This is a genomic window from Calditrichia bacterium, assembly GCA_020634975.1.
In the GTDB taxonomy this organism is placed as follows: Bacteria; Calditrichota; Calditrichia; order RBG-13-44-9; family J075; genus JACKAQ01.
The window spans coordinates 1,259,994-1,282,516 of the sequence record JACKAQ010000001.1 but is presented as its reverse complement, the minus strand read 5'-3'; the positions used below and the strand labels follow the sequence as shown (position 1 = coordinate 1,282,516).

Here is a 22,523-nt window from a genome sequence, read left to right as displayed (position 1 = left end):
TTGTTGGACTTATCAAATCAAGCAAATGAATTGGTCAACGATTCAGTATCCCGATTTGGAATTTAGTCTTTCATCCAAAACCTTTTGCAAATTGCTCCTGATCTCATTTGCCAATTCATGTTCAGGAAACAACTTTAAAAAGTCGGATAAATCAGAAATTGACTTCTGAAGATATGGTCTGGCAGGCTTAGATTCAATTGCCTCGGAATACAATCGTTTGGCTTTGTCACCCTTATTTAATGCTAAATTGTATAAAGCCATATTAAAATATTTACTTTCATCATTTGGATACTTTAAGGATGATTGTTCAGCTAAAAATATAGATTTGTTTAAATCAGATTCAGCCTTATTAGAATCGCCAGTATACAAATATATTAATCCTCGAATGAAGTAATAAAAGTCAAAATTTTCATCCAGTGTAATAGCTCTATTAATATCATTCAATGCTGCCAAGTAATTACCGAGAAATAGGTAGATCAACCCGCGACCTGCTATGGCATTATCATTTTTTTCATCTAACTCGATTGCGTTTTTAAAGTCCTCTAATGCCGCTTCATAATTACCTATCAATCTATTAGTTATACCGCGGTTGACAATGGCTAAAGAGAAATTTTGATTCAAGGATATCGCCTTGTCTAAGTCCTCAAGTGCCAATTCATATTTATTCATCGACCCATAGGTTATTCCTCGATTGGCGATTGCCCAAGCATATTCTTTATCCAACTCAATTGCTCTGTCAAAATCCGTTAAAGCCGCTTCATAGTTACCCATCAACTGATAGGTTGCACCACGGAGGGCAATTGCCCAAGTATACTTCTCATCTAACTCAATTGCTATGTCAAAATCTGCCAGGGCAGCCTCATAGATACCCATCAATCGATAGGTTTCACCGCGATGGACAATTGCCCAGGTATACTTTTCATCCAACTCTATTGCTCTGTCAAAATCCGCTAAGGCCAATTCATAGTTACCCATCAACCTGTAGGTTACACCGCGCTGTACAATCGCCCAAGCATTCTTTCCATTCAGCTCTATCGCCCTGTCTAAGTCTGCCAGAGCCGCCTCATAATTACCCATCATTCCATAGATTTCACCGCGACGTCCAATTACCTCAGCATTATTCTCATCCAATTCTAACGTTTTGTTAAAATCCGCCAGAGCGGCCTCATAGTTACCCACCAACCGATAGGTAACACCGCGACGGGTGATTGCCCAGATATACTTCTCATCCAACTCAATTGCTTTGCCAAAATCCGCTAAGGCCAATTCATAAATACCAATCGAGGCATAGGTCACACCGCGGTTAGCGATTGCCCAGGCATCCTTCTCATCCAACTCAATTGCTCTGCCAAAATCCACCAGGGCGGCTTCATAGTTGCCCATCAATCGATGGGTTTCACCACGACGGACAATTGCCCAGGCATACTTCTCATCTAACTTTATTGCTCTGTCGAAATCCGCCAGGGCGGCTTCATAGCTGCTCATCAATCCATAGGTTTCACCGCGTAGAGCGATTATCCCAGCATTTTTCTTATCTAACTCTATCGCTTTGTCAAAATCTGCTAGGGCCGCTTCATAGTTACCCATCAATTGATAGGTTACACCACGGTTGGCGATGGCACTGATATACTTTTCATCTAACTCTATCGCTCTGTCAAAATCCGCTAAGGCCGCTTCATAGTTACCTATCGAGCCATAGGCTACACCGCGATTGGCGATTAAACTGGAGTCCTTGTTATCAAGAGTTATTGCTTCGTTAAATTGTTTCAATGCAGCAGTATAATTCCTATCTTCTAACAACTTATTACCAAGCTCTCTCAACCAAATAATTTGTCGGGCAGCATCATCAGATTGCCTGGCTTCTTTTAGCTTTTGAGATAGAAAATTACGCTCTAATTTAATTACCTTATCTATGATTTTACCTGAATCATATTGTTTATAAATTCTTAAATCTTCTAATGGATTGAAAACTTTGATTGCTTGCTCCAAGTGGGCACGATCTCTCTGAGAGAGCATATCACTCTTGACAAGCTTAAGATGCTTCAAACCCAGAAGATATTCCTGCCTGTCGATCTCTGCCGCAAACCGTGCATCAACTACAACATTCAAATCTATTAACTCTTTAGCATTTCGAATTAAGTTGTCTGCAGCGCCAAAATTTTCCTCATCGCGGTAAACTTCCATCTGGCGTTCAAAAGCTTTTATTCTTTCCCCCTCTTGTATAACCAATAAATGATAAACAGCCTCTGCCGTTCGTTGACTATCATCAAACTGATGAAAATATTCGAAAGCAAGCTTGCTGAAAGTATGGAAAATTTCAGGTTGAGTGTTTACCAAATGGTTTATTATTGCTGATCGGGTTAAATCATGTAAAGTATGACCCAAATTACCAAACCCCTCGACAAATGACAGTTCCTGCAGTTTGGAATATATGATTTCGGATTCAGAATCAGAGATTTGCAAGACCGCGCCCAGTACAGATATATTAAACCAATGGGGAACGGCGGCCCCTAAAACAGCCTCAGCCAGATTTTTGGGCAACGCATCTAACAAAGAACGGGTAATAATCCAGGTTCTTTCATTCTCATTTTGTGCTTGTTCTAATGACGCTAAAACCAAATCTTTCATGCCATACCATTTTATTTCTTTAAAATTAAACCTTGAACAAAAGTAACGAATGGCCCCGGACTCCCTCTCAAGACAGCGTGATACTTCTTTATATCTTCAGGGTCAATTGATACCTTACATTGTTTGACATATCTGTAATAGCAATCTACACTAACACCGTCCAAGTGAAATCTGCGTTGATTCGTCCAGGAACGATCGACACTCAACTCGTCCTGTCCCGCCACAACCGTTATAATCGGAGTATGTCTGAAATTACTCGCCAAAAAAGCATTATTTAACCAATCTTTGACATCTTTGTCGGACTTTTCATAATGATCAAAGAACAAAACCAAATGTGAATCGCTGTGTAGATTGTCGAGGTCAAGGAAAAATTTACGGGTTAGATTCCGGTTCCATTCCCTTTCCTTCTCCCTGGTTAGAGGCTCAGGGCGTCCGTTACACAGAAATTGTTCAAAATTAGAGAAATGCCTGAGCCCAAATTTGTCAACGATAAGCTGTAGGCAAACCTCCACATCTATTTGTTGTTTAAAATCAATAGAAAGCATTTCACAGTCATAATCTACTGATAAGCGTTTATACTCCCTTAAAAGCCGGGATTTACCCATTGAGCTCGGCCCATAAACAGATATAAGACGCGTTTGTGTATCGCGGTTGGCCACGATATCTTCAAAACTGGCTAACTCCTTATCAAAATTCATCAACGGCCCGGATTCATTAACGGCTAAAATTTGATGTTCTTGTGGCTTTACAACAGACATTATTCCACTGGGCATATCTTCCCAAACTTCTTTCAATGCCTCGACAGAGATAGCAAGCCCCTTTTTTCCATCACCTTTACGCTGATTAACGATTCCGATAACACAATCATCGGATTTATCAATGATCGGCCCGCCACTAAAGCCCTTGTCCAAATGATGGTTATCGCCGTCCACAACCAAATGCCAACATTTAGAATGCTTTGCATACTTCTTGGAATATAGCTCGGCGGATTTAACTAAAATGGCTTCCAAATCAGATCGTATTCTCAGCCTGCCGGATTGATGATAGCCAAATATTGTTACCGATGCTTCGGCACTGTCATGTATTCTGAGTTTCAGCTCTGGAAACTCAAGGACAGCATCGACTTTAATGATACACAAATCAAAATTATCTTCAAGATCAGAAGCCACAATTGAGGCATACTGCTCAGCTACCTTAAGGTTTTCTACACCCACGGCACTAACAACATGCATGCAAGTCAGTAAATATGTGCTGTGATCATCTTTGTAGATGACAAAGCCCGTTCCAAACTGTTCTCCATCACTTCCGGTAACTACCAGCACCGAGTCATTCAACCTTGAACCCATCTTATCAAGACTCCTTGGGCTTTAGAGTCAGCTTTACAGTTAAATTTGCCCCCGCCTTCGTCTTTGTTATGTAGAGATTTCCCTCCCCCTCAAAGCTCAAACCCAACTCAATTTCTGCCTGATCAATATGCATTTCCTTATTGATCTCATGCCAGGCTGAAATAAGGGGGCGGCAAGTGTTCACGAGAATGGGTTTAACATTTTCGAAACGCTTTGAAACCTTGTCGGCAAATCCTCCGGAAATTTGTTGAGCTTGATTTTCAGGCACCTCTACCTCTATAAGCGTTCCATCTTCAAGTTTTATGAGTTTTGTCGCCATGATTCGCCTCTTAATTGGTAAGATATGATAACAATCAACGTTTATGGATAGTTACTTTTCAATAAAAAGATGTTTCTCAATGACTTCGTAACTAAAATTTTATAATTATCGATAGATCATCAGTGTCAACTATTTTCATGTATGCTTATTGAATGATTATATCCGAGTATTCCATCTGGCATAAGGCTTTCAATAAACCAAATAGTTTTCTAACGGTATGATAAAAGATACAATATTAAAGAGAAGCAAGCAATAAGTTTGAAGGTAATTGAACAAGATAAGAATTAAAACCAGTCTAACGCAACAAGAGGAGAGGGGTTTTCAAAAATCGGGCCCACGTTATATATGGGGTAATGGGATATACCAGAAACCGCTTTCCGGCAAATTCTTAAAATATCCCCCTCGGGATAGCCGAACGGCGGTCATAACAGGCCAATGCCCAAAACTCAAAAACTGCTTGCAAATGCTGTGAAAAATTCCGTATTATTACAACCGATAATAAACCTTATAGGTTGTAATAAACAAATGAGGTAAAATGAAATCACTCGCTATCAATAACAGCCAACTCCCCGAACGCTTGAAAAAAGTGCTGCCCAGAATCGAAAAGACGTTCTCTCACAGTAAGCGAAAGAATACTCGAAAGGCCTATGCCAGTGATGTAGCAAATTATGAGAACTTTTGCAAACAACATGACATAGCTAAACTATTCCCGGCAGAGCCTGCCACGCTCTTGCTCTATCTCGATAATCTGGCGCACGAACCGCAAACCTACCGCAATCGCGGCAAGTCCAAACAAACCTACTTCAAATACGCCACCATCAAGCGCAAATTCCACGCCCTCAGGGCAAAACATGTGGAATTGGGAATGGATTTCTGCGGCGATCATCCCACTTTCCGCGAATACCTCAAATCTATCGGCGAAGAAATGCTCGAAAGCGGTGCCGCCGAACGGGTCATCGAACGGGCACCCGACGCCCTCCTGCGAAATGAATTAAGGTCAATAATTGAGTATATAGATAGTGAGATGCAAACAGATACGCGATTTACCAACAAGCCTCGCCTGATCCGGGATCGTGCCCTGCTGCTGCTCGGCTTTGCCGGTGCCTTCCGCCGCAGCGAATTGGCCAACCTGTCTCTGGAACATTTTCGTTTCGTCGAGGAAGGTCTGGAAATCGAACTGCTCCAATCGAAAAACAAAACCACAGTCGAGGAAAAGCTCCGTAAAAGCATCGCCCTCAACACCGAACGCCGCTATTGCCCCAAACGCGCACTAACCGACTGGCTGGAAGCGTCCGGCATTCAATCCGGACCGGTCTTCCGCAGCCTCACCAAAGGGGGCAAGCTCAAACCGCAGGCCATCGACGGCAAAGCCGTGGACCTGATGGTAAAGAAATATGCCAAAGCCGCCGGGCTAACCGGAAAATTCGGTGCCCACAGCCTCCGGAGCGGCTTCGTCACCCAGGCCAAGAAAAACGGTCACAGTCTCGACGATATCCGCCGCATGGGCTGGAAATCCATCAAAACCATCGACGAACGTTACAACCAGAACACCGGCTGGGAAAACAATCCCAGTGTCAACATCACATAAAGACAACGGAAACTCATAATCTCACGCGCAATCTCGAAGGAACACGACAATGCCAGAATCTCTTAAAGAAATTCCTTATCTTGAGAACTATGAACTACTAAAATATTTCAAAAATGAAAAATTGTTTACAAGACCTGTTGTTGATGAAATGTGTTCTGAGCTAAAAATGAAATTGTCTCCTGAAGAAACAGCGATATCGACCATCTTTAAATGTAGCATCGAGTCGTTTTTGCAAAAACAGGTTTCAATTAAACAGAACGCATCTAAAAGTATTGATGGAGGTAAAATACTAAACGAGACACGCAATATAATCGTTTATCTCCAGTATAATTTTCTTAGGTTGGATTTGTTTGTCCTTTTTAATAAGAAAGAATTGCCTCCGATATATTTCCTTAATACGTATTGTGCGTTTCTGGGAAACCAATTATATGAAATAGTAAAAAATCTTGTATATGAACAACGCTTATTTGCCAAAAAGCTGAAAAAATATCATCATTTCTATTTGTCACCACTGCTAATGGCAATATGTTATATGTCACTGCAACCGCATGATTTAATAGAGATAGCCATAAAACATAATTATTCATTGTTTTGGAGAGCTTACCGTCGCTTTTTGATATTGCTGGTTCGTGATGAAAATACGGGTTATTGGAATTATAACTTGATTGGTCATACATATAAAGAATTGCTGCATAAAGCGAATAAATTGTCAAATATTACATTATCGGACGAAAACTCAAGCACAGTTTTGGATTCAAAGGTGGAGTGGTTAGGCACAAAAAAAGAACTGTCCTTTCATTTTGTAGATATTTCAGTGATATTGAATTTAACGCGTTTAGGTGCATTTCAAATTGCTGAAAAGTTATATACAATTAACGGTAAAAACTTTACTGCAAAAAGCCTTATGGAATCTTTTAATGCAGCTCGGAATGATTACATTAAGCGTCGCTCTAAATAATAATCGTTACAAATATGAATACAATGCGAATTACATGTTGAGTATAAATGAACAAGTTGGGTTGAATTTACGGGGCGATTCTTGTCCCGAAGGGACCACTTCGTAGCATTCGCGCCGAAGGCGCTCCTTTGGAGCAGAAATGAAACCTCTATTTAAAGGCTGTCACCCCTGCGAATGCAGGGTGCCCCTGACATATTTCACAGTTTTAATTTCAACTCATGTTCGTTGTGGTTAGAATTGCCCACTGTTATTTGCTGTAAATCATTATAGCCTCTAGATATACCCTTCCTTACAATAATATCACGACATTCTTTCTTTAATAATTGCGATCTGGGTTTCATGCCGGGGAATATTGAGAATTTAAATAACCCAATTGTATCAATTGTGGATTCTGCTGGATTTCATAATCAATTACAATTTTGAATTAGTCTTGTCTTGATGTCCTTTAAAGTTTCCTATTAGTAAATGGAGGTTTAGAGTGCTAGTAAGCCAAAACATTATGAAAAAAAAATCATACCGGTATACATTAGTTGTCTAAATAGAGTTGGATCATAAGGCGCTTAATACTGGTGGAAAAGAGGCAAAGTGTATAAAATTCTGAAAAAAGTGGATATTAGCACGTTGCTGATATTTGAAAATAAAACCATTTATGTGTTTAATAAACAGGAGTTTGAGTCATGACGTTTAAGTAGGATTGTTTAGTGAACGAGGGAGGTAACCATAATCAAATTGATTGTATTTGATATATAAATTAGCAAATTCACTGTATGGACAAATAGACAAATGTTCACTATATTTTTCCTGTAATTGTTATTTGTTCAACTTTATTTGGAGTTAAGCTTATGTATGAGCTTGTAAACTCACATTACAACTTCCTGGTAAATCAGTTCTTCCGGGAAAACCGCTTTCTGATCAAATATCCGGAAAGCACATGGCAGGAGTGGGAGGGAAAACCCTCAATGGATCAAGTCGTGGAACATTCTGATGGAGCCTGCTATCTCGGTTATATCTTCAGGGACTCGCAGGTTAATTTCATCGCATTCGATTTGGATGTCAAAAATCCGGATCAGCGCAATACCCTCAAATCCAGATTGGATGCTATATATGCGCTTTTAGGTCCACCAAGCCTGATTTCCAGTTCCCCGTCTGGTGGTTTGCATTCCTACTATCTCCTGAATGATAGTTACCACCATCAGGTAATAAGTTATGTTGTATGTCAAAGAATCAATCTGTCGAGGGGGAATATTGAACTGTTTCCCAGCAACAATGGTCTCCGGCTGCTTGGAGGGAAAGACATGCACTTATTAAACGAAAAACTGGAAGTCATTGCGGATGATCCGGAAGAAATCTTCTCAAAAATAACTTACCAGTGGCGGTTCGGTATCAGGCACAACCTGTTTTCCTGGCTGCCGTATTGGCCGGATGGTAAAAAACCGGTCAAAAAGTATCGGCCAAACAAAAACAATCGGATGCTCTTTAACGAGTTGGTTGGCAAAGGCTTGACCGAGCTATCCACGCGGCATGCAATGTTTCTCAAACTCAGCCACTATCTCCAGACCCATGAGGACTTCGATGCCGCAACAACCGCCACCTTTTTGGAGAATTGGATTCATGACAAGCACAATGGCTGCTCAAACGATTACCCGAGGGACCCGGGATTTGTCAGGAAAGATATTGCTGGTGTCGTTAAGTCGTATAATCCGGCAAAGGCAGTTGTTGTCCCGTCGTTCAACAGGAAACTCCTTACAAGCAAGAATATCGACGATATAAGCCAACTTGCCGCAACAATCGATCATCAGTTGGGGGTAAAAGAAGGCAGTGCCTTGCCATTCCTCCTCGACTTGTTCTCCTTCTGCAAGTTCAAACACAAACATTTCGAAGTCGATATACCCAAAAATGTCTTCCAAAGCTGTGAAAACGGCTCGCGAACTCGATACGTGAAATACAAAGACAAGCTTAAAGAATTGGGAGTATTAAAAACTATCCGCAACTACTCACCGGAGAATAACAAGAGTTACCGCTACCTGATAACCGGTAACTTCATATCTTGACATACCGTCACCACATAATTGATAAGACTGTTATATAGTAATACTCTACCAGTATAATAATACTATTACCTGTAAGTAATATTTATATAAGACTTTATATCAACTATGTGGTGTCCCACCTTATGTTTATCTATAGATAGAATGTATAAACAATTGAATTAGCTGAGCTTAGGGCAAATATGGCCTGTGGGATATATTTATTATATCGACATATGTAAATATTATGAATGTAATTAATCCAAACAAAGGAGGTTTTATGGCAAAAAATGTTACAAATGTATCACATTTACCCAAGGGGCGTTTGTTAAGCGTTATCGAAGCTGCAGAGTATCTGTCAATCAGTAGGTCGCAGATTTACAATCTTATGCACAAGGAGGAAATCCGTCCCGTAAAAATCGGTCGTAGGGTTTTGTTTGACCGGTTAGACCTGGATAACTACATCAATGGGCTTAAGGCAGCGTAAGTAACAAAAACTGCTTTCTATTTAATTCAGGAGAAGCTATAATACAGTGCGTTTTGGCTTCTCTTGAATAAACCAGTGTAAGGAGAAGTCTATATGGCTGTATATCAAGAACAGAGAAAAGGTAGAAAACCAGTATGGGTTTATAATTTCATGTATAATGGGAAACGGTATTGCAAAGTTGCAGGGGCAACAAAAGAGCAAGCATACCGTGCAGAACTTAAAAAACGAGAGGAGCTTTTTGAAGCGGAGATAGGACTTGTTCCTATGATAAATGATCTCACCATTGATGAGTTTTCGATGAAATATCTCAAGCGGTGTAGCCATAAGAAAAGTATTAAACGAGATGAGTTATCAGTTCGAACCTTGCTTCGATATTTCCAAGGGATGAAGCTTTCTGAAATAAAGCCTAACCAAATTCAGGATTATATATTGGCAAGATTAGCCAAAGGTAAAAGAGGTTCCACAGTAAATCGTGAGTTGGCTTGTCTGAAAACAATGTTTAATCTTGCTATCAAATGGGAAAACGCCCGGAAAAATCCGGTAAGGGATGTAGAATTTCAGAAAGAACCACCCGGAAGGGTTCGATACCTGAAAGCAGAGGAAGGTAAACGGTTAATCGACTGTGCCGCTGATCATTTAAAGCCCATAATTATTGTGGCATTGTATACGGGAATGCGTCTGAGTGAGATTTTGACGTTGAAATGGAGCCAGATTCATATCAATGACGAAGAACACCCCTTCATTGAATTGACAGAAACAAAAAACAATAAAGTCCGATTCATTGAACTAAATGAAGATACCATTTCAGAGATCAACAAACTCAGGGGTAACGGCTCAGAGTATGTTTTCCTCAGTGACAGAAACAAGCCGATGAAACGGATTACGAAATCTTTCCACACGGCACTGAAGAAAGCGGGTATTGATAACTTCAGGTTTCACGATCTGCGCCATACGTTTGCTTCGCATTATCTCATGGACGGTGGAGATCTTCTTTCACTTAAGGATATTCTCGGACATAGTAGCATTAAAATGGTTGACCGGTATACCCACTTTTCAAGGATATTCAAGCGGAAGCAGATAAATAATATGAATGGTAAATTCACTTGATGTAAGTTATTTGTAAGTTGAGGAAAATACGCACTAATGGGCATAAAAAACAAAACCTCGTAACTTTAGCAATTACGAGGTTTAGGGTGGTGGCGTCTCCCAGAATTGAACTGGGGACACACGGATTTTCAGTCCGTTGCTCTACCAACTGAGCTAAGACGCCATCCTGTATTTCTGTAGCGGCGACAAATATAAATGCCTCCAATTTGAAAATCAAGGAAATTTAATGATTTCTAAAGTTTTTTTAACAATGCACCGACTTTTTTAGACAGTAGGGAATCGAACAAGGAAGTGGATGTATTCCCTATATTAACTTTGTGGTTGCGAAAGAGATCTTATGATACTGATGTTATCCAATCGGGAAAAAATTGCCGAGATGGTGCAATCAGACCTGGCTAAGGAAGGCTTTCAGGTAGAAATGGTAACGGAATATCCCGATGCCGCGTTGCGCCTTGAACAGGATGTACAATTCGAAATTATTCTTCTCGATTTTGAATATGACAAACAAGATATTTTCGAAATCTGCCAAAATTTGAAATTACAAAATAAACACCGTTTTCTGCCAATTGTGGGTATTCTCAGCAAAGATCAATTTCTGGATCAATTGATGGCTTTTGAATACGGCGCGGATGATTTTATCCTCACACCATATACTTCATGGGAAATTCAGTTGAAAGTGCGTTCGATTAAACGCATCATCGAGATGAGCAAACAATTGCGCCAAAAAGAATTAATGGTGCAGAATTTACAAAATATTCAACGAATTATGGTAACGTTAAATCATTATATAAACAATGCTTTAACGCCATTGTCGTTTGCTGTTCAGTTTATGGAGCAAATGCCAAACGATTCCAATTCAAAACGGCTCCAAACAATCGCATCAGATACGGTTGTATTCGTCAGCAAGGTGCTGCAAAGCCTGCAAACACTGGTCGATAGCGGTAAGGTGAAAGTGACGCAGGATGGCATTTACAAAAATATTATGTTTGATATTGAGCAGGAATTAAACCAACTGATATCCCGAAGCAAACAACACTGATTTCCAAAACAATTTTCCATAAAAAAAGCCCGCTGATCTTTTTCAACGGGCTTTTTAATTTTAAACGCTGAATAACCAATGCGTTATGAAAGCATCGGGTTGAGTTTCTCCGGATCGACACCCAGATCGGCGATGGCTTTGGTGATCACTTTTTTGTCAACTTCGCCCTGTTTGGCAAGCTGATACAGCACTGCGATAGTGATACACTCGGCATCCACTTCAAAAAAGCGGCGGAGTGCTTCGCGGGTTTCGCTGCGGCCGTAGCCATCGGTGCCGAGGGAAAGTAGCGGATTGTCGATGTATCGCGCTAATTTGTCTGACATCGTTTTGAGATAATCCGATGCCGCAACAACCGGGCCTTCTTCTTTCTCCATAATTTCCGTGATGTATGCTTTGCGCGGTTTTTCATCCGGGTGCAGCATGTTCCAGCGTTCCACATTCATTGCATCGCGATGCAGTTCGTTGTAGCTGGTGGCACTCCAAACGTCCGCAGAAACATCATATTTTTCTTCGAGAATTTCCTGTGCACGCAACGCTTCGCGCAAAATGGAGCCGCTGCCAAAAATATGCGCTTTGGGGCGTGCCTTGCGTTTGCCTTTTTCTTTTGCCGGTTTTTCGGAAAGCTTGTAAATGCCTTTGAGAATACCTTCCTGGCTATTTTCCGGCATCGCAGGCATCGAATAATTTTCGTTGCCAACGGTAATATAGTAGAAAATATCTTCGCGCTCATGATACATCCGGCGCAAGCCGTCCTGCACGATTACAGCAATCTCAAAAGCCCATGCCGGATCATAAGTAATGCAATTCGGCACCGTGCTCGCGAGTACATGACTGTGACCGTCTTCGTGCTGCAAGCCTTCGCCGTTCAATGTAGTGCGTCCGGCGGTTCCGCCGATGAGGAATCCACGACCGCGCTGATCGCCAAAAGCCCAGATCAGGTCGCCGACGCGCTGGAATCCGAACATCGAGTAGAAAATAAAGAACGGAATCATATCCACGCCAAAGTTGGCGTGTGCGGTTCCGGCAGCGGTGAACGATGCCATCGAACCGGCTTCGGTGATGCCTTCTTCGAGAATCTGCCCGTTTTTGGCTTCGCGATAAAACAGGAATGTATCCGCGTCCACCGGTTCATACAACTGCCCGCTGTGGGCGTAAATCCCGACCTGGCGGAACAGGAATTCCATACCGAATGTGCGGGCTTCGTCCGGAATAATCGGCACAATGCGTTTGCCGATTTTCGGATGTTTGATCACCTGTGAAAGCATCCGAACGAACGCCATGGTTGTGGAAACTTCGCGTTCGCTGCCGCCCAAAAATTCATTAAAGAAATCGAGATCGGGAACGGTCAGTGGATCGTTGAGGGTTTTCCGCGACGGCACAAATCCGTTTAACGAACTGCGGCGATCTTTCAGATATTGAATTTCTTTGCTGTTTTCGTCCGGACGATAGAACGGCGCATCCGCCAACCGATCGTCGGGAATGGGAATATCGAAGCGATCGCGGAAGTGCCGCATTTCTTCTTCGTTCAGTTTTTTCTGGTTGTGGGTAATGTTTTTGCCCTCGCCGGCTTCGCCAAGACCGTAGCCTTTGATGGTTCGTGCCAAAATAACCGTCGGGCGTCCGGTGTGTTCTGTTGCAGCTTTGTATGCAGCGTGAACTTTGACGGGATCATGTCCGCCGAGGCGCATTTTTTTGATCTGCTGATCGGACAGATTTTCGACCAGCTTTGCCAACTCCGGATATTTGCCCCAGAAATGTTTGCGAATGTAGCCGCCGTCTTCGACGATATATTTCTGGAAATTGCCGTCGACAACTTCATCAAAACGTTTGATGAGCAAACCGTTGGTATCCGCTTCAAAAACCGGATCCCAGTCGCTGCCCCAAATTACTTTGAGCACGTTCCAGCCGGCGCCGCGGAACACCGTTTCCAATTCCTGAATGATGCGTCCGTTGCCGCGAACCGGTCCGTCCAGCCGCTGCAGGTTACAGTTGATCACAAAAATCAGGTTGTCGAGCTTTTCGCGAACGGCGAGGGTGATTGCACCGAGCGATTCCGGTTCGTCGGTTTCGCCATCACCCAAAAATGCCCAAATGTGCTGTTTGCTGGTATCTTTCAAGCCGCGATCGTGCATGTAGCGGGCAAAACGGGCGTGATAAATTGCGGAAATCGGTCCCAATCCCATCGATACCGTCGGGAATTCCCAGAAATTCGGCATCAGCCACGGGTGCGGATAAGATGACAACCCGCCTTTTTCGACCAGTTCCCGGCGGAAAGCTTCCAAATGGTGAACTTCCAAACGCCCTTCCACAAACGCGCGGGCGTAAATACCCGGCGAAGCGTGTCCCTGCATGTAAATCAAATCGCCGTCAAATCCCTGACCTTTTCCGCGGAAAAAATGGTTGAAACCTACTTCATACAGCGTTGCCGCCGATGCGTAAGTGGAAATATGCCCGCCGATGCCTTCAAATTTTTTGTTGGCACGAGTAACCATGGACATCGCGTTCCAGCGAATAATGCTTTTGATCCGCCGTTCGATCTGACGATCGCCGGGAAAATGCGGTTCATCTTCTTTGGAAATTGTATTGATAAAAGGGGTGTTCGGGAAAAAAGGAAGTTGCAAACCTTTGGAATATCCGCGCTGCAACAGTTGATTGAGCAGATACGATGCCCGGTCTTCGCCGCGATACTGGATGACCTGTTCAAGCGCCTCCAGCCATTCGGCTGTCTCATCGGCATCAAAATCGCCGTTTTCGCGGAGCATCTGTTTATATTCCTGAAGTATTTGTTCCGACATAGTTAAAGCTCCTCAGTAAATGTTCATTCTTATCTTCCACAAAAGGTTTGCAATATACGAACGGATCGTTCCTGAAACAAGAAAAGATGCCTTTGGCGCGATCCGTTCAGAATGCACTTATCGGCAGGTTTGGTGAATAATTTTCCCGTTGATAATGACGGCGCAAACCTTGCTGAGATATTCGAGCGGATCGCCGTCGAAAATCACCACGTCGGCGTCTTTTCCCTTTTCCAGAGAACCGACCCGCGACTGGATACCGAGAATGTTTGCGGCATCAATGGTCAGCGCACGCAATGCGTCATCTCGCGATAATCCGTTACCTGCGGCAACGCCGGCTTCGAACAGCGCGACCCGTGTTTTGGGCACGTAGCTTTCGTACCCGCTCTGGAATGCGAACGGGATTCCTGCGGATTTTAGTTTGAAAGCTGTGTCAAAAGCTGCGTTTTGGGTGTCGCCGTAGTTGCGCGCCATCGTTGGGTGAACGATTACCGGAACACCGGCAGCTTTGATTTCATCGAGCAGCAAATAGGCTTCTGCAGCACCGTCGAGCACCAGGTTCAACCCGAATTCGCGGGCGAGTCGCAGCGCGCTCATAATTTCTGGTGCTTTCTGCGCGGTGATCAACACCGGCAATTTGCCATCCAGCGCGGCGGCCAGCGCTTCCATTTTCAGGTCGCGGGCGGGTGCTTTGTCTTTTTCTTTTGCGGACATTTTTTTGCGGTATTCTTGCGCTTTCAGAAAATCGCTGCGCAGCATCGCCATGCCTTTGGCGCGGGTTCCCGGCGATTTGAAGTTGCGCCCGACCGTCGCGCCGAGCGTCATTGTGAGCATCGCGCTGGAATCGATGAGCGATTCCTCAACCGTTTCGCCGGTGGTTTTCACGATGATCGATTGTCCGCTGACCAACGCGCCCGGTGCATGTCCGGTGTGCACGGTGGTGATGCCGTAATCGCGAAGCCACTCAATCAGTTCGTCGCGGGCGTTGTATGCATCCAGTGCGCGGAGTTCCGGCTGGATGGCGTTGGTTTTATCCAACTGATCCTGATCGTGACGCTGGTTGTACATGCCTGCCAAGCCGACCACGGAATGTGCATCAATCAATCCCGGCGTAACGATTTTACCGCTCAAGACCTGATAGTCTGCCGGAATTTTAACATCTTTTTCCGCACCGACTTTTTCAATTTTGCCATTTTTGATCAGCACAACGCCGTTGGCGATCGGCGTGCCGTTCATCGTGTAAACCGTTTCGCCTTTTACCGCAATTTGCGCAGCGGCAAATCCGTGCAGCAAAACTGCCGCAGCAATCAATAGTTTTAATAATTTCATTATTCTTCACCTCCGCCGATGCCGTGAACATGTGCAGCTTCGCGAAACACCTGAAAGCCGCCTTGCGCGTATTGCCGGTCCTCCGGATTCGCAAAATCGAAACGTTTTTGCCCTTCCACCCAGGTTTGTTCAACGCGCGTGTAAACGCTGAACGGATCGCCGGTGAGAACGATGAAATCGGCATCTTTCCCGGTTTCCAGCGAGCCGATTCTGTCTTGCAAATCGAGCATTCGTGCGCCAGCTAAAGTCAGTCCTTCCAATGCTTTATCGCGACTCATGCCGTAGCGAACCGCGAACGCCGCGGAGCGAAAAAACAGCCGGGAATCGGTGATGCCGTCATCGGTGTGAAACGCGACATCCACGCCCGCTTTTTCCAGCACTGCGCCGGTTTTGGGCAACAGCCCCACAGCTTCCAGCTTGCCGCCGGGCGAATCGATGTAAATGATCGAGCAGGGCACTTTGGCTGCGGCAATTTCTTCTGCCACTTTCCAGCCCTCGCTGACGTGGTGCAGCACTACGCGATAGCCAAATTCTTTTTGCAATCGCAGAATGGTCAAAATATCATCATGGCGATGGGTGTGGTGATGCACAATTCGCTTGCCTTCCAGCACTTCGATCAGCGATTCCATTTGCAGATCACGGGCGGGCATTTTCGATGCGTCGCCATTTGCATCAGCAATTTTTTTCTGATACTCTTTGGCTTTGATGAACAACTGGCGAACCAGCGCCGCCGATTTCGCACGGGTGCCGGAAAACGGTGGATCGCCCATCGGATTGGTGCCGTTAGCCATTTTCATCCCGCCGCAAATGCCGTTCAGCGGATCTTCGCAATAGAGTAATTCCTCGATGGTGTTGCCGTCTCGCAATTTGAGATATGCCGTTTGCCCGCTCATCAAATAGCCGGAGCCGGCCATTAAATTGACGGTGGTGATGCCGCCGGCCAGCGCTTTTTTTAGCTCTGTGGCGTGAATATCGATGGCGTCGATCACCCGGACATCCGGGTGCAGCGTGGCGGAACGGTCGCCGCCTTCCACGTTTCCGAGGTGCGAATGGGTGTCCACCAAACCGGGCATAATCACTTTTCCGGTGGCGTTGTGAATTTCCGCATTCGCGGGAACAGTGACGCTCGCTGCGCTGCCGACAGCGGTAATTTTACCGTTTTGCACCACCAAAACGCCATTTTCAATCGGCGATCCGGTGATGGGAATAATGGTTGCGCCGCGAAACACTTGCGGCTTTTCCTGAGCCGTCCCGATGACCAAAAAGCCAATCAGAAACGCCCAAATCCAGCGTTTGTGCATGAAATATTTCCTTTCTTTTGATAACGAAAGCGTGTACAAAAAGTCGAAAGTTGGCAGGTTAAAATAGCGTATTCGGGTCAATTTGGCAAATGGAAATCCGGGCAAAAAAAAGCGGCGATTTTTATAAAAAAATCACCGCTTTTAGGAGAGCCGGAAAATTTAAGACTATTTATTTGATTAGCAACATCTTACGGGTTTCCCGGAAAAATCCGGTTTGCAGCATCGCAAAATAAGTGCCGGAGCCGAGCAACTCGCCGGACTGGTTGCGTCCGTCCCATTTCATTTCGTAGGTGCCGGGTTGCAGGGTGCCGTTATACAATTCGCGAACCTGCTGTCCGAGGGCGTTGAACACCAGCACTTTCACATTTTGGTCGGATTTGTGCTGTGCCGCGAGTGAAAATTTGACGGTTGTTTCCGGGTTGAACGGATTCGGATAATTTTGCTGCAATTCGTAACTCGCCGGACCTGCCGCACTTTGGACAACGGGCGTGTTCGATGCATTCGGTACCGCCGAAATTGCCGGATGGAAATCGCGCTCCCCGTTGAAGCTTACATCCGCAAGCTGATACCAGTAAGTGCTGCCGTTGCTCACCCATTTATCGGTGAATCGGTAGCTGTGGCTTTCGTTGGAATTGCCATTTCCGGCGAGCGCCGGATCGCTTTCGTGCGATGCGATTTTTTGGTATTCGCCATTTTCGGCATCGCTGCGATAAATCTCAAATCCCTGATTGTTAACTTCGCTGTGGGTTTGCCAGTTGAGCGTAACCTGTGCATTGCCGGGTGTTGCGGTGAATGCGGCAAGCTCTACCGGCAGCGATGTATCTGTTGTAAAATCGGCATTAGAGAACAGCCCGCGACCGTGGGTTGCGGCAATCACCATTTTGTCCGAATCACGGATTTGCAGCATATCCACCCGAACATTCGCCAGCCCGTTGTTGTAAGGCTGCCATTCTACCGGATCGGTGCTCAAATCTGCGGTTGCCCAAACGCCCAATTCTGTTGCCAGCATCGCAACGTTTCGGTTATCGGGATTGAACAACGCCCAACGCACCGGCATATCCGGCAAATCGCCTTCTTTACTGGTCCAGTTTGTTCCGCCGTCGCTGGTGTACCCAGACGGATGTGACGCCAAAATTTGAATAGGTTACCAACAGCTCGTTTTCGCTGGCGCCGATCTCGATGCAGGAAACGCTGCCGGATGGCAGATGCGTTACCGGCGTCAATATATCCGTGGTTGTTGGCGATCCGTTTGCGTTGGTTACTTTTATAAACGCTGCCGATTCGTGCCGACAAACAGCGTTGTCGAGCCGCCGGTGTATGGCGAAACGCGAATATGCGAAGCAACATCATCCATCGAAACAGAAATCGTGCTTTCAGAAATTGTTCCGGTTATGCCAGTAATTCGTTTTAAAGTAGTGGATGTTCTGGCGGAATAAAGAATGTTCAAATTGTCATCATAATCCGCCGGGTTGATGAAGCTGCCGGTGTAGTCGTCCGCTGTGATATTTGAGAAGCTGGCACCACCATTTGTAGAACGGATAATAATTGTTATTTACACATATGAAGTGATCTGATAAGTCGGATCCGTTTGATCGATAAAGCAAAATGCACCGTCGCCACCGGTTACTTCATCCGTCGCGTCGATACCCGCGCTATTGAATTTCTGCGTGCCGTTATCCTGTGCGCCGGCCAAAAATAATTCTCGCCGTCACCGGGATGCATCGCACCGGAATAAAACTGGGTGACGTTGTAATTGTTGTTGCGATTGGTAAAACTGGGCGTTGAAGATGTGCCGTTGGCTGTGTAATCCACCCCGCCATCGGAGCCGAAAACAATCTCGCTGGACGAACCGGGTTTGAACACAATCGTGTGATGATCCGCATGAACATCAGGATATGTAAAAACCGCCGTACCAGTGGGAAATTTGCGTCCAACTGCTGCCACCGTTGGTAGTTTTGAACAGGTTGATTGCGCCGGTGAAAACAGCATCTTCGTCGTTCGGATCGACCGCCAGAGCCAGATCATACCATGCTTGTCCGCGGCTGAATTCGGTGCCATACTCGACATCATTCGGCAGGGTTAAGCTGCTCCAGTTGGCACCTTTGTCGGTCGAGCGATAAACACCTTCAATGCCATCGGTTGAACTGCTTTGGGTGAGGGCATAAATATAATTGGCGTTCGATGGCGCAGTAGCAATTTCGATGCGTTCGATGCCTGTTGTGGGAAATCCGTTCGTGCCAGTGTTCAGCTTAGTCCAACTCCCGACGTTGCCGGTTGAGGAGCTGTAAATCCCATCAGTGCTAAAGATAAGCCCCATTGTGGCGTAAATTGTGCCGTCTGCCCCAATTTCGATATCTGCAGCACGATAGCAGATGCGCCGTTATCGTTATTCAGAACAACAGCCCATGTGCTGCCGCCATCTGTGGAGCGATAAATGCCGCCAACATTACTGTATCTGCTTTTGGTTGCCGCGTAAACATGCCCGGTTGTTGGGTGGACTTTCACTTTCTGGACATAATCAAATTCGTAATTGTTGGTTGCCGCAAGTTGTGTCCAACTACTGCCGCCATTGGTGCTTTTCCAAATGCCCGCGCCGCGAACAGCGTCCACGTTGTAATAGCCTTCGCCGGTACCGGCGTAAAACACCGAAGTGTTACTCGGATCGTAATCGATCGAGCAAACGGCCATGTTATCCAGAAAATCGTTCACCTGGGTCCAGCCTTCACCGGCATCTGTGATGTCGTTGGTGTACCAAATGCCGCCGGCGACACCTGCTGCAAATACTTTTTTCCCGGTCCCGTCATTCGGGTCAAACATGATTGCTCGGGTACGTCCGCCGACATTCGACGGTCCGCGCTCGGCCCAAGAGCTACCCGGATAATACTGACCCGTGTTTTTTAGCGATTGCATCCGGTTGTAAGCCGTAACCAGCCTTTCGGATGGCACTATTTTTAGCTCCGGATCAACAGTTTGCAGAAAATTTTGTTCCATCGCCAGATCCGGGCGATCTTTTTTGGGGATTTTTTTGAGGTCAGCTTTGGTTAAATGCGGACGGTTGTTAAAAGGGTGATTTTCCAACCACTTCGCATATTCTGCGCGGTGTTCACCCGCAGGAGCTTTTGTTTGTTGGGTAAAGAAAACACCGGTTAGTAGCATAAAAATCATCGAAAAAAACGTCCACATTACCGGGCGTTTTGATGCGATAGCGCGAAATTTCATTTGGCTTCCCTCTCTTGAAATTCGTTTTGAAATAGTAGATTATGATACATTATTCCGTTAAGAACGGCGGTTAATTAGCAAATGGCTCCGCATCAACAATCGTAAATCACATCTGATTAAAAATGTAGAAGAAACGCTCTCCGATAGCATTTTTCAAGATTTCTATGTTCGATCATTTTTGCGCCAAGTTGAGTAATAATGCGGTTTTTTTTGCTCGGGCGCAAAATTCCGAGGAAACTTAATTAACACAACGTGTCATCCTCCCCGAAAAAACGGGCAGGATTATTGTGATAAATGAATGTTGGGTAATCCCGAATACCGGGAAAGGCACACCCTGTTTTTGAGATCGGATGCGAATATATGGGAAAACAAAATAATAGTTCTCTAAATATCCGGAGCGTGATTTAGAGAACGCCGAAATACAACAGCAAATGCATGGCTGCCAGCGTGTAAATACCGGCGCCGATATCGTCAAACATGATGCCCCAACCACCGGGGAGGCGTTGGAGATTATCAATCGGAAACAGTTTTGTAACATCAAACAGGCGGAAAAAACCGAACGCGACGAGGTAGGGAATCGGTTCAACCGGAACAGCCCACAAGCCGAGCAGCATACCTGCAATTTCATCCACAACCACGATGGATGGATCGTGATTGCCGGAATTTTTTTCCACAAAATCTGCCGAAATGGTGCCAATAATGGTAAACAACAACGTCGCGGCAATCAGCCACGGTAAATTCCCATCAATCAAAAAGTAGCCGATCAACAGCGCCAAAATAGTGCCCGCGGTTCCCGGCGCTGTTGGCGAATAGCCGCAGCCAAATCCGGTTGCAATTATATAATGTATCGTTCGCATGCAAATCCTGTTTTTCTTCGGTGAAAACTTACAGTTGAATTTGGCAAGTTCAAAGCCTATTTGCAAATTCCGCAGCGGCTAAACTTTCGCAAAAGCGGTTGTTATGTGCTGCAGGACGTTTTAATTTAGGGACGCTTGATAATTGCAGCTTCTGCCGGCCACAGTTTAGTGCGCAGGTAAATTCGGACATAAATATCACGAAGCAGATAATGATCGATTATTTCAAAAAGATGTTTGAATACAATTTTTGGGCAAATAACCGGACGATTGAATCGTTGAAAAGCGCCACCAGTGCACCGGAATCATCCCTGTTGCTGTTGTCGCACATTTTTGCTGCGGAGGAAATCTGGTTTAGCCGATTGATTGGAAAGCACCCGGAAACACCGGTTTTCCCGCAGTTTTCGCTATCGGAATGCGATATGCAACTCCGGCAGCAGCATGACATCTGGGTTAAATATCTGGCTGATATATCAGTTGCTGATCTGTTCAAATTGATCACATATCGCAACTCGAAAGGCGAGCCGTTCACGAATACACCGACCGATATTTTGGCACATGTGATCAATCACGGAACCTATCACCGTTCGCAAATTGCGCTACAATTGCGTCAATCCGGCGAGGTTCCTGCCGTCACAGATTATATTTTTTTCAAACGATAAATAGAATAAATACAAAATATTAGAAAAAAATAATTTGTTTTGGTGAGACCAATACAACACTTTTCCACAGGAGAAACGCAATGAAACTTTACCGAATCGGACTGATTTTAGCATTCGTATTCAGTGTTCAACCGATTTTTGCACAATATACAGTAAGATACACAACCAACGATGATGTGCGGCTATTTCAGACATTTTTCGAAGACGCCGCGTTAACCGACGTTACATATGGCGAAGGGTTTTTCAATTTCAGTGATTACGATTTTTTCAGCAGCGTCAATCTTGGTGTGCAGGGCGGCATTCCGCTATCGGATAATTTTGAATTGGGGCTCGGCTGGGGATTTCTCAGCATCAACCCTGAAAACGGCGACGGCCGCTCCGGGCTGGATAATGTTTCGGTTTTCGGCAAACAGCACATGGCTTCGGGCAGAACCCAGATTTCTGCCGGCGGGTTTATCACTTTGCCCATCGGCAGCGACAATGTTGGCGGCGATAATTTCGATTTCGGCGGGTTTGCTGCGTTGCGCCATCCGTTCAGTCCGGGACTGACCGTAACTGGAAACGCCGGTTTGGTTTTCCGCGATGCCGGCGGTCACGATGCCTCATTGCGAATTGGCGGCGGCGTGATATATCAGACCAGCCCGCAGCTGAACATCATCGGCGAACTAAATCTGGAAACGCAGGGCGATGTGGGGTTGCTTTCCGGCGGGATCGATTATGTAACCGGTGGAAACGGGCACATCCGAAGCGTGCTGGGGCTTGGCATCGATAACGGCGCACCGGATATCCTGATCCAGTTCAGCTATCTGGTTTTCTTCAGCCGTTAATGGGAACTTTTGGCGTTTGCCGCAATACATACGGTTACTT

21 protein-coding genes and 1 tRNA gene are annotated in these 22,523 nt (G+C 45.1%); 9 read left to right on the top strand and 13 right to left on the bottom strand.

What is annotated here, in order from left to right:
• Positions 1 to 42: 42 nt before the first annotated feature.
• From H6629_05135 to H6629_05125, 3 genes are read right to left on the bottom strand one after another with little or no spacing between them, the layout of a single operon-like run.
• Entirely contained in the window at positions 43 to 2,628 is a 2,586-nt protein-coding gene (locus H6629_05135; GenBank protein MCB9067175.1) for a tetratricopeptide repeat protein, read from the bottom strand.
• Between the two features lie 11 nt (positions 2,629 to 2,639).
• A complete protein-coding gene (locus tag H6629_05130; protein ID MCB9067174.1) occupies positions 2,640 to 3,974 on the bottom strand; it encodes a serine protease in 1,335 nt (444 codons plus the stop codon).
• 4 nt (positions 3,975 to 3,978) lie between these two features.
• Positions 3,979 to 4,293 (bottom strand): hypothetical protein, encoded by a 315-nt coding sequence (locus H6629_05125; protein MCB9067173.1) that lies wholly within the window; start codon positions 4,291 to 4,293, stop codon positions 3,979 to 3,981.
• A gap of 535 nt (positions 4,294 to 4,828) precedes the next feature.
• On the opposite strand from H6629_05125, the gene H6629_05120 reads away from it, so the two are divergent.
• The 5 genes from H6629_05120 to H6629_05100 all read left to right on the top strand — a co-directional run bounded on the left by H6629_05120 (position 4,829) and on the right by H6629_05100 (position 10,460).
• Positions 4,829 to 5,881 carry a site-specific integrase gene (locus tag H6629_05120; GenBank protein MCB9067172.1) on the top strand — a complete coding sequence of 351 codons (1,053 nt, stop codon included), beginning with the start codon at positions 4,829 to 4,831 and terminating at the stop codon, positions 5,879 to 5,881.
• 49 nt (positions 5,882 to 5,930) lie between these two features.
• Positions 5,931 to 6,839 (top strand): hypothetical protein, encoded by a 909-nt coding sequence (locus H6629_05115; protein ID MCB9067171.1) that lies wholly within the window; start codon positions 5,931 to 5,933, stop codon positions 6,837 to 6,839.
• A gap of 842 nt (positions 6,840 to 7,681) precedes the next feature.
• Positions 7,682 to 8,890, top strand: coding sequence for a hypothetical protein (locus H6629_05110; protein ID MCB9067170.1), 1,209 nt, complete (start codon positions 7,682 to 7,684; stop codon positions 8,888 to 8,890).
• A gap of 256 nt (positions 8,891 to 9,146) precedes the next feature.
• Positions 9,147 to 9,353 (top strand): helix-turn-helix domain-containing protein, encoded by a 207-nt coding sequence (locus H6629_05105; GenBank protein MCB9067169.1) that lies wholly within the window; start codon positions 9,147 to 9,149, stop codon positions 9,351 to 9,353.
• 93 nt (positions 9,354 to 9,446) lie between these two features.
• Entirely contained in the window at positions 9,447 to 10,460 is a 1,014-nt protein-coding gene (locus tag H6629_05100) for a site-specific integrase (protein ID MCB9067168.1), read from the top strand.
• An 87-nt stretch (positions 10,461 to 10,547) separates the two neighbouring features.
• Here H6629_05100 and H6629_05095 read toward each other — a convergent pair.
• Positions 10,548 to 10,623: transfer RNA gene (locus tag H6629_05095), tRNA-Phe, on the bottom strand.
• A 174-nt stretch (positions 10,624 to 10,797) separates the two neighbouring features.
• On the opposite strand from H6629_05095, the gene H6629_05090 reads away from it, so the two are divergent.
• Positions 10,798 to 11,499 (top strand): hypothetical protein, encoded by a 702-nt coding sequence (locus H6629_05090; GenBank protein ID MCB9067167.1) that lies wholly within the window; start codon positions 10,798 to 10,800, stop codon positions 11,497 to 11,499.
• An 83-nt stretch (positions 11,500 to 11,582) separates the two neighbouring features.
• Here the strand turns inward: H6629_05090 and aceE are convergent, their stop codons facing one another.
• The 5 genes from aceE to H6629_05065 all read right to left on the bottom strand — a co-directional run bounded on the left by aceE (position 11,583) and on the right by H6629_05065 (position 18,144).
• On the bottom strand, positions 11,583 to 14,261 hold the full coding sequence (aceE, locus tag H6629_05085; protein ID MCB9067166.1) for a pyruvate dehydrogenase (acetyl-transferring), homodimeric type: 2,679 nt from the start codon (positions 14,259 to 14,261) through the stop codon (positions 11,583 to 11,585).
• A 150-nt stretch (positions 14,262 to 14,411) separates the two neighbouring features.
• Entirely contained in the window at positions 14,412 to 15,620 is a 1,209-nt protein-coding gene (locus tag H6629_05080; GenBank protein ID MCB9067165.1) for an amidohydrolase family protein, read from the bottom strand.
• A complete protein-coding gene (locus tag H6629_05075) occupies positions 15,620 to 16,921 on the bottom strand; it encodes an amidohydrolase family protein (GenBank protein MCB9067164.1) in 1,302 nt (433 codons plus the stop codon). Before H6629_05075 ends, H6629_05080 begins: the two co-directional genes overlap by 1 nt.
• 169 nt (positions 16,922 to 17,090) lie before the next feature.
• Positions 17,091 to 18,053: a T9SS type A sorting domain-containing protein gene (locus tag H6629_05070; protein ID MCB9067163.1), complete on the bottom strand. Its 963-nt coding sequence runs from the start codon at positions 18,051 to 18,053 to the stop codon at positions 17,091 to 17,093.
• Complete coding sequence (locus H6629_05065) at positions 17,998 to 18,144, bottom strand: hypothetical protein (GenBank protein ID MCB9067162.1); 147 nt, start codon at positions 18,142 to 18,144, stop codon at positions 17,998 to 18,000. The genes H6629_05070 and H6629_05065 overlap by 56 nt, the downstream gene beginning before the upstream one ends.
• A 60-nt stretch (positions 18,145 to 18,204) precedes the next feature.
• On the opposite strand from H6629_05065, the gene H6629_05060 reads away from it, so the two are divergent.
• Positions 18,205 to 18,357 (top strand): hypothetical protein, encoded by a 153-nt coding sequence (locus H6629_05060; GenBank protein ID MCB9067161.1) that lies wholly within the window; start codon positions 18,205 to 18,207, stop codon positions 18,355 to 18,357.
• Between the two features lie 187 nt (positions 18,358 to 18,544).
• Here H6629_05060 and H6629_05055 read toward each other — a convergent pair whose 3' ends face one another.
• The 4 genes from H6629_05055 to H6629_05040 all read right to left on the bottom strand — a co-directional run bounded on the left by H6629_05055 (position 18,545) and on the right by H6629_05040 (position 20,997).
• A complete protein-coding gene (locus H6629_05055; GenBank protein MCB9067160.1) occupies positions 18,545 to 18,784 on the bottom strand; it encodes a hypothetical protein in 240 nt (79 codons plus the stop codon).
• 25 nt (positions 18,785 to 18,809) lie between these two features.
• Positions 18,810 to 19,238 carry a hypothetical protein gene (locus tag H6629_05050; protein MCB9067159.1) on the bottom strand — a complete coding sequence of 143 codons (429 nt, stop codon included), beginning with the start codon at positions 19,236 to 19,238 and terminating at the stop codon, positions 18,810 to 18,812.
• On the bottom strand, positions 19,166 to 20,140 hold the full coding sequence (locus H6629_05045) for a hypothetical protein (GenBank protein MCB9067158.1): 975 nt from the start codon (positions 20,138 to 20,140) through the stop codon (positions 19,166 to 19,168). Before H6629_05045 ends, H6629_05050 begins: the two co-directional genes overlap by 73 nt.
• 404 nt (positions 20,141 to 20,544) lie before the next feature.
• Entirely contained in the window at positions 20,545 to 20,997 is a 453-nt protein-coding gene (locus tag H6629_05040; protein ID MCB9067157.1) for a phosphatidylglycerophosphatase A, read from the bottom strand.
• A 209-nt stretch (positions 20,998 to 21,206) separates the two neighbouring features.
• Between H6629_05040 and H6629_05035 the strand changes: the two genes are divergently transcribed.
• Both H6629_05035 and H6629_05030 read left to right on the top strand, forming a co-directional pair.
• On the top strand, positions 21,207 to 21,656 hold the full coding sequence (locus tag H6629_05035) for a DinB family protein (protein ID MCB9067156.1): 450 nt from the start codon (positions 21,207 to 21,209) through the stop codon (positions 21,654 to 21,656).
• 80 nt (positions 21,657 to 21,736) lie between these two features.
• Entirely contained in the window at positions 21,737 to 22,483 is a 747-nt protein-coding gene (locus H6629_05030; GenBank protein MCB9067155.1) for a hypothetical protein, read from the top strand.
• Positions 22,484 to 22,523 lie beyond the last annotated feature (40 nt).

What these genes read in the sequence shown, in the direction of transcription:
- H6629_05135 (MCB9067175.1), bottom strand. Translation starts at nt 2,628, where the DNA reads ATGAAAGATTTGGTTTTAGCGTCATTAGAACAAGCACAAAATGAGAAT.
- H6629_05130 (MCB9067174.1), bottom strand. Translation starts at nt 3,974, where the DNA reads ATGGGTTCAAGGTTGAATGACTCGGTGCTGGTAGTTACCGGAAGTGAT.
- H6629_05125 (MCB9067173.1), bottom strand. Translation starts at nt 4,293, where the DNA reads ATGGCGACAAAACTCATAAAACTTGAAGATGGAACGCTTATAGAGGTA.
- H6629_05120 (MCB9067172.1), top strand. Translation starts at nt 4,829, where the DNA reads ATGAAATCACTCGCTATCAATAACAGCCAACTCCCCGAACGCTTGAAA.
- H6629_05115 (MCB9067171.1), top strand. Translation starts at nt 5,931, where the DNA reads ATGCCAGAATCTCTTAAAGAAATTCCTTATCTTGAGAACTATGAACTA.
- H6629_05110 (MCB9067170.1), top strand. Translation starts at nt 7,682, where the DNA reads ATGTATGAGCTTGTAAACTCACATTACAACTTCCTGGTAAATCAGTTC.
- H6629_05105 (MCB9067169.1), top strand. Translation starts at nt 9,147, where the DNA reads ATGGCAAAAAATGTTACAAATGTATCACATTTACCCAAGGGGCGTTTG.
- H6629_05100 (MCB9067168.1), top strand. Translation starts at nt 9,447, where the DNA reads ATGGCTGTATATCAAGAACAGAGAAAAGGTAGAAAACCAGTATGGGTT.
- H6629_05090 (MCB9067167.1), top strand. Translation starts at nt 10,798, where the DNA reads ATGATACTGATGTTATCCAATCGGGAAAAAATTGCCGAGATGGTGCAA.
- aceE (MCB9067166.1), bottom strand. Translation starts at nt 14,261, where the DNA reads ATGCTCCGCGAAAACGGCGATTTTGATGCCGATGAGACAGCCGAATGG.
- H6629_05080 (MCB9067165.1), bottom strand. Translation starts at nt 15,620, where the DNA reads ATGAAATTATTAAAACTATTGATTGCTGCGGCAGTTTTGCTGCACGGA.
- H6629_05075 (MCB9067164.1), bottom strand. Translation starts at nt 16,921, where the DNA reads ATGCACAAACGCTGGATTTGGGCGTTTCTGATTGGCTTTTTGGTCATC.
- H6629_05050 (MCB9067159.1), bottom strand. Translation starts at nt 19,238, where the DNA reads ATGGGGCTTATCTTTAGCACTGATGGGATTTACAGCTCCTCAACCGGC.
- H6629_05045 (MCB9067158.1), bottom strand. Translation starts at nt 20,140, where the DNA reads ATGAAATTTCGCGCTATCGCATCAAAACGCCCGGTAATGTGGACGTTT.
- H6629_05040 (MCB9067157.1), bottom strand. Translation starts at nt 20,997, where the DNA reads ATGCGAACGATACATTATATAATTGCAACCGGATTTGGCTGCGGCTAT.
- H6629_05035 (MCB9067156.1), top strand. Translation starts at nt 21,207, where the DNA reads ATGATCGATTATTTCAAAAAGATGTTTGAATACAATTTTTGGGCAAAT.
- H6629_05030 (MCB9067155.1), top strand. Translation starts at nt 21,737, where the DNA reads ATGAAACTTTACCGAATCGGACTGATTTTAGCATTCGTATTCAGTGTT.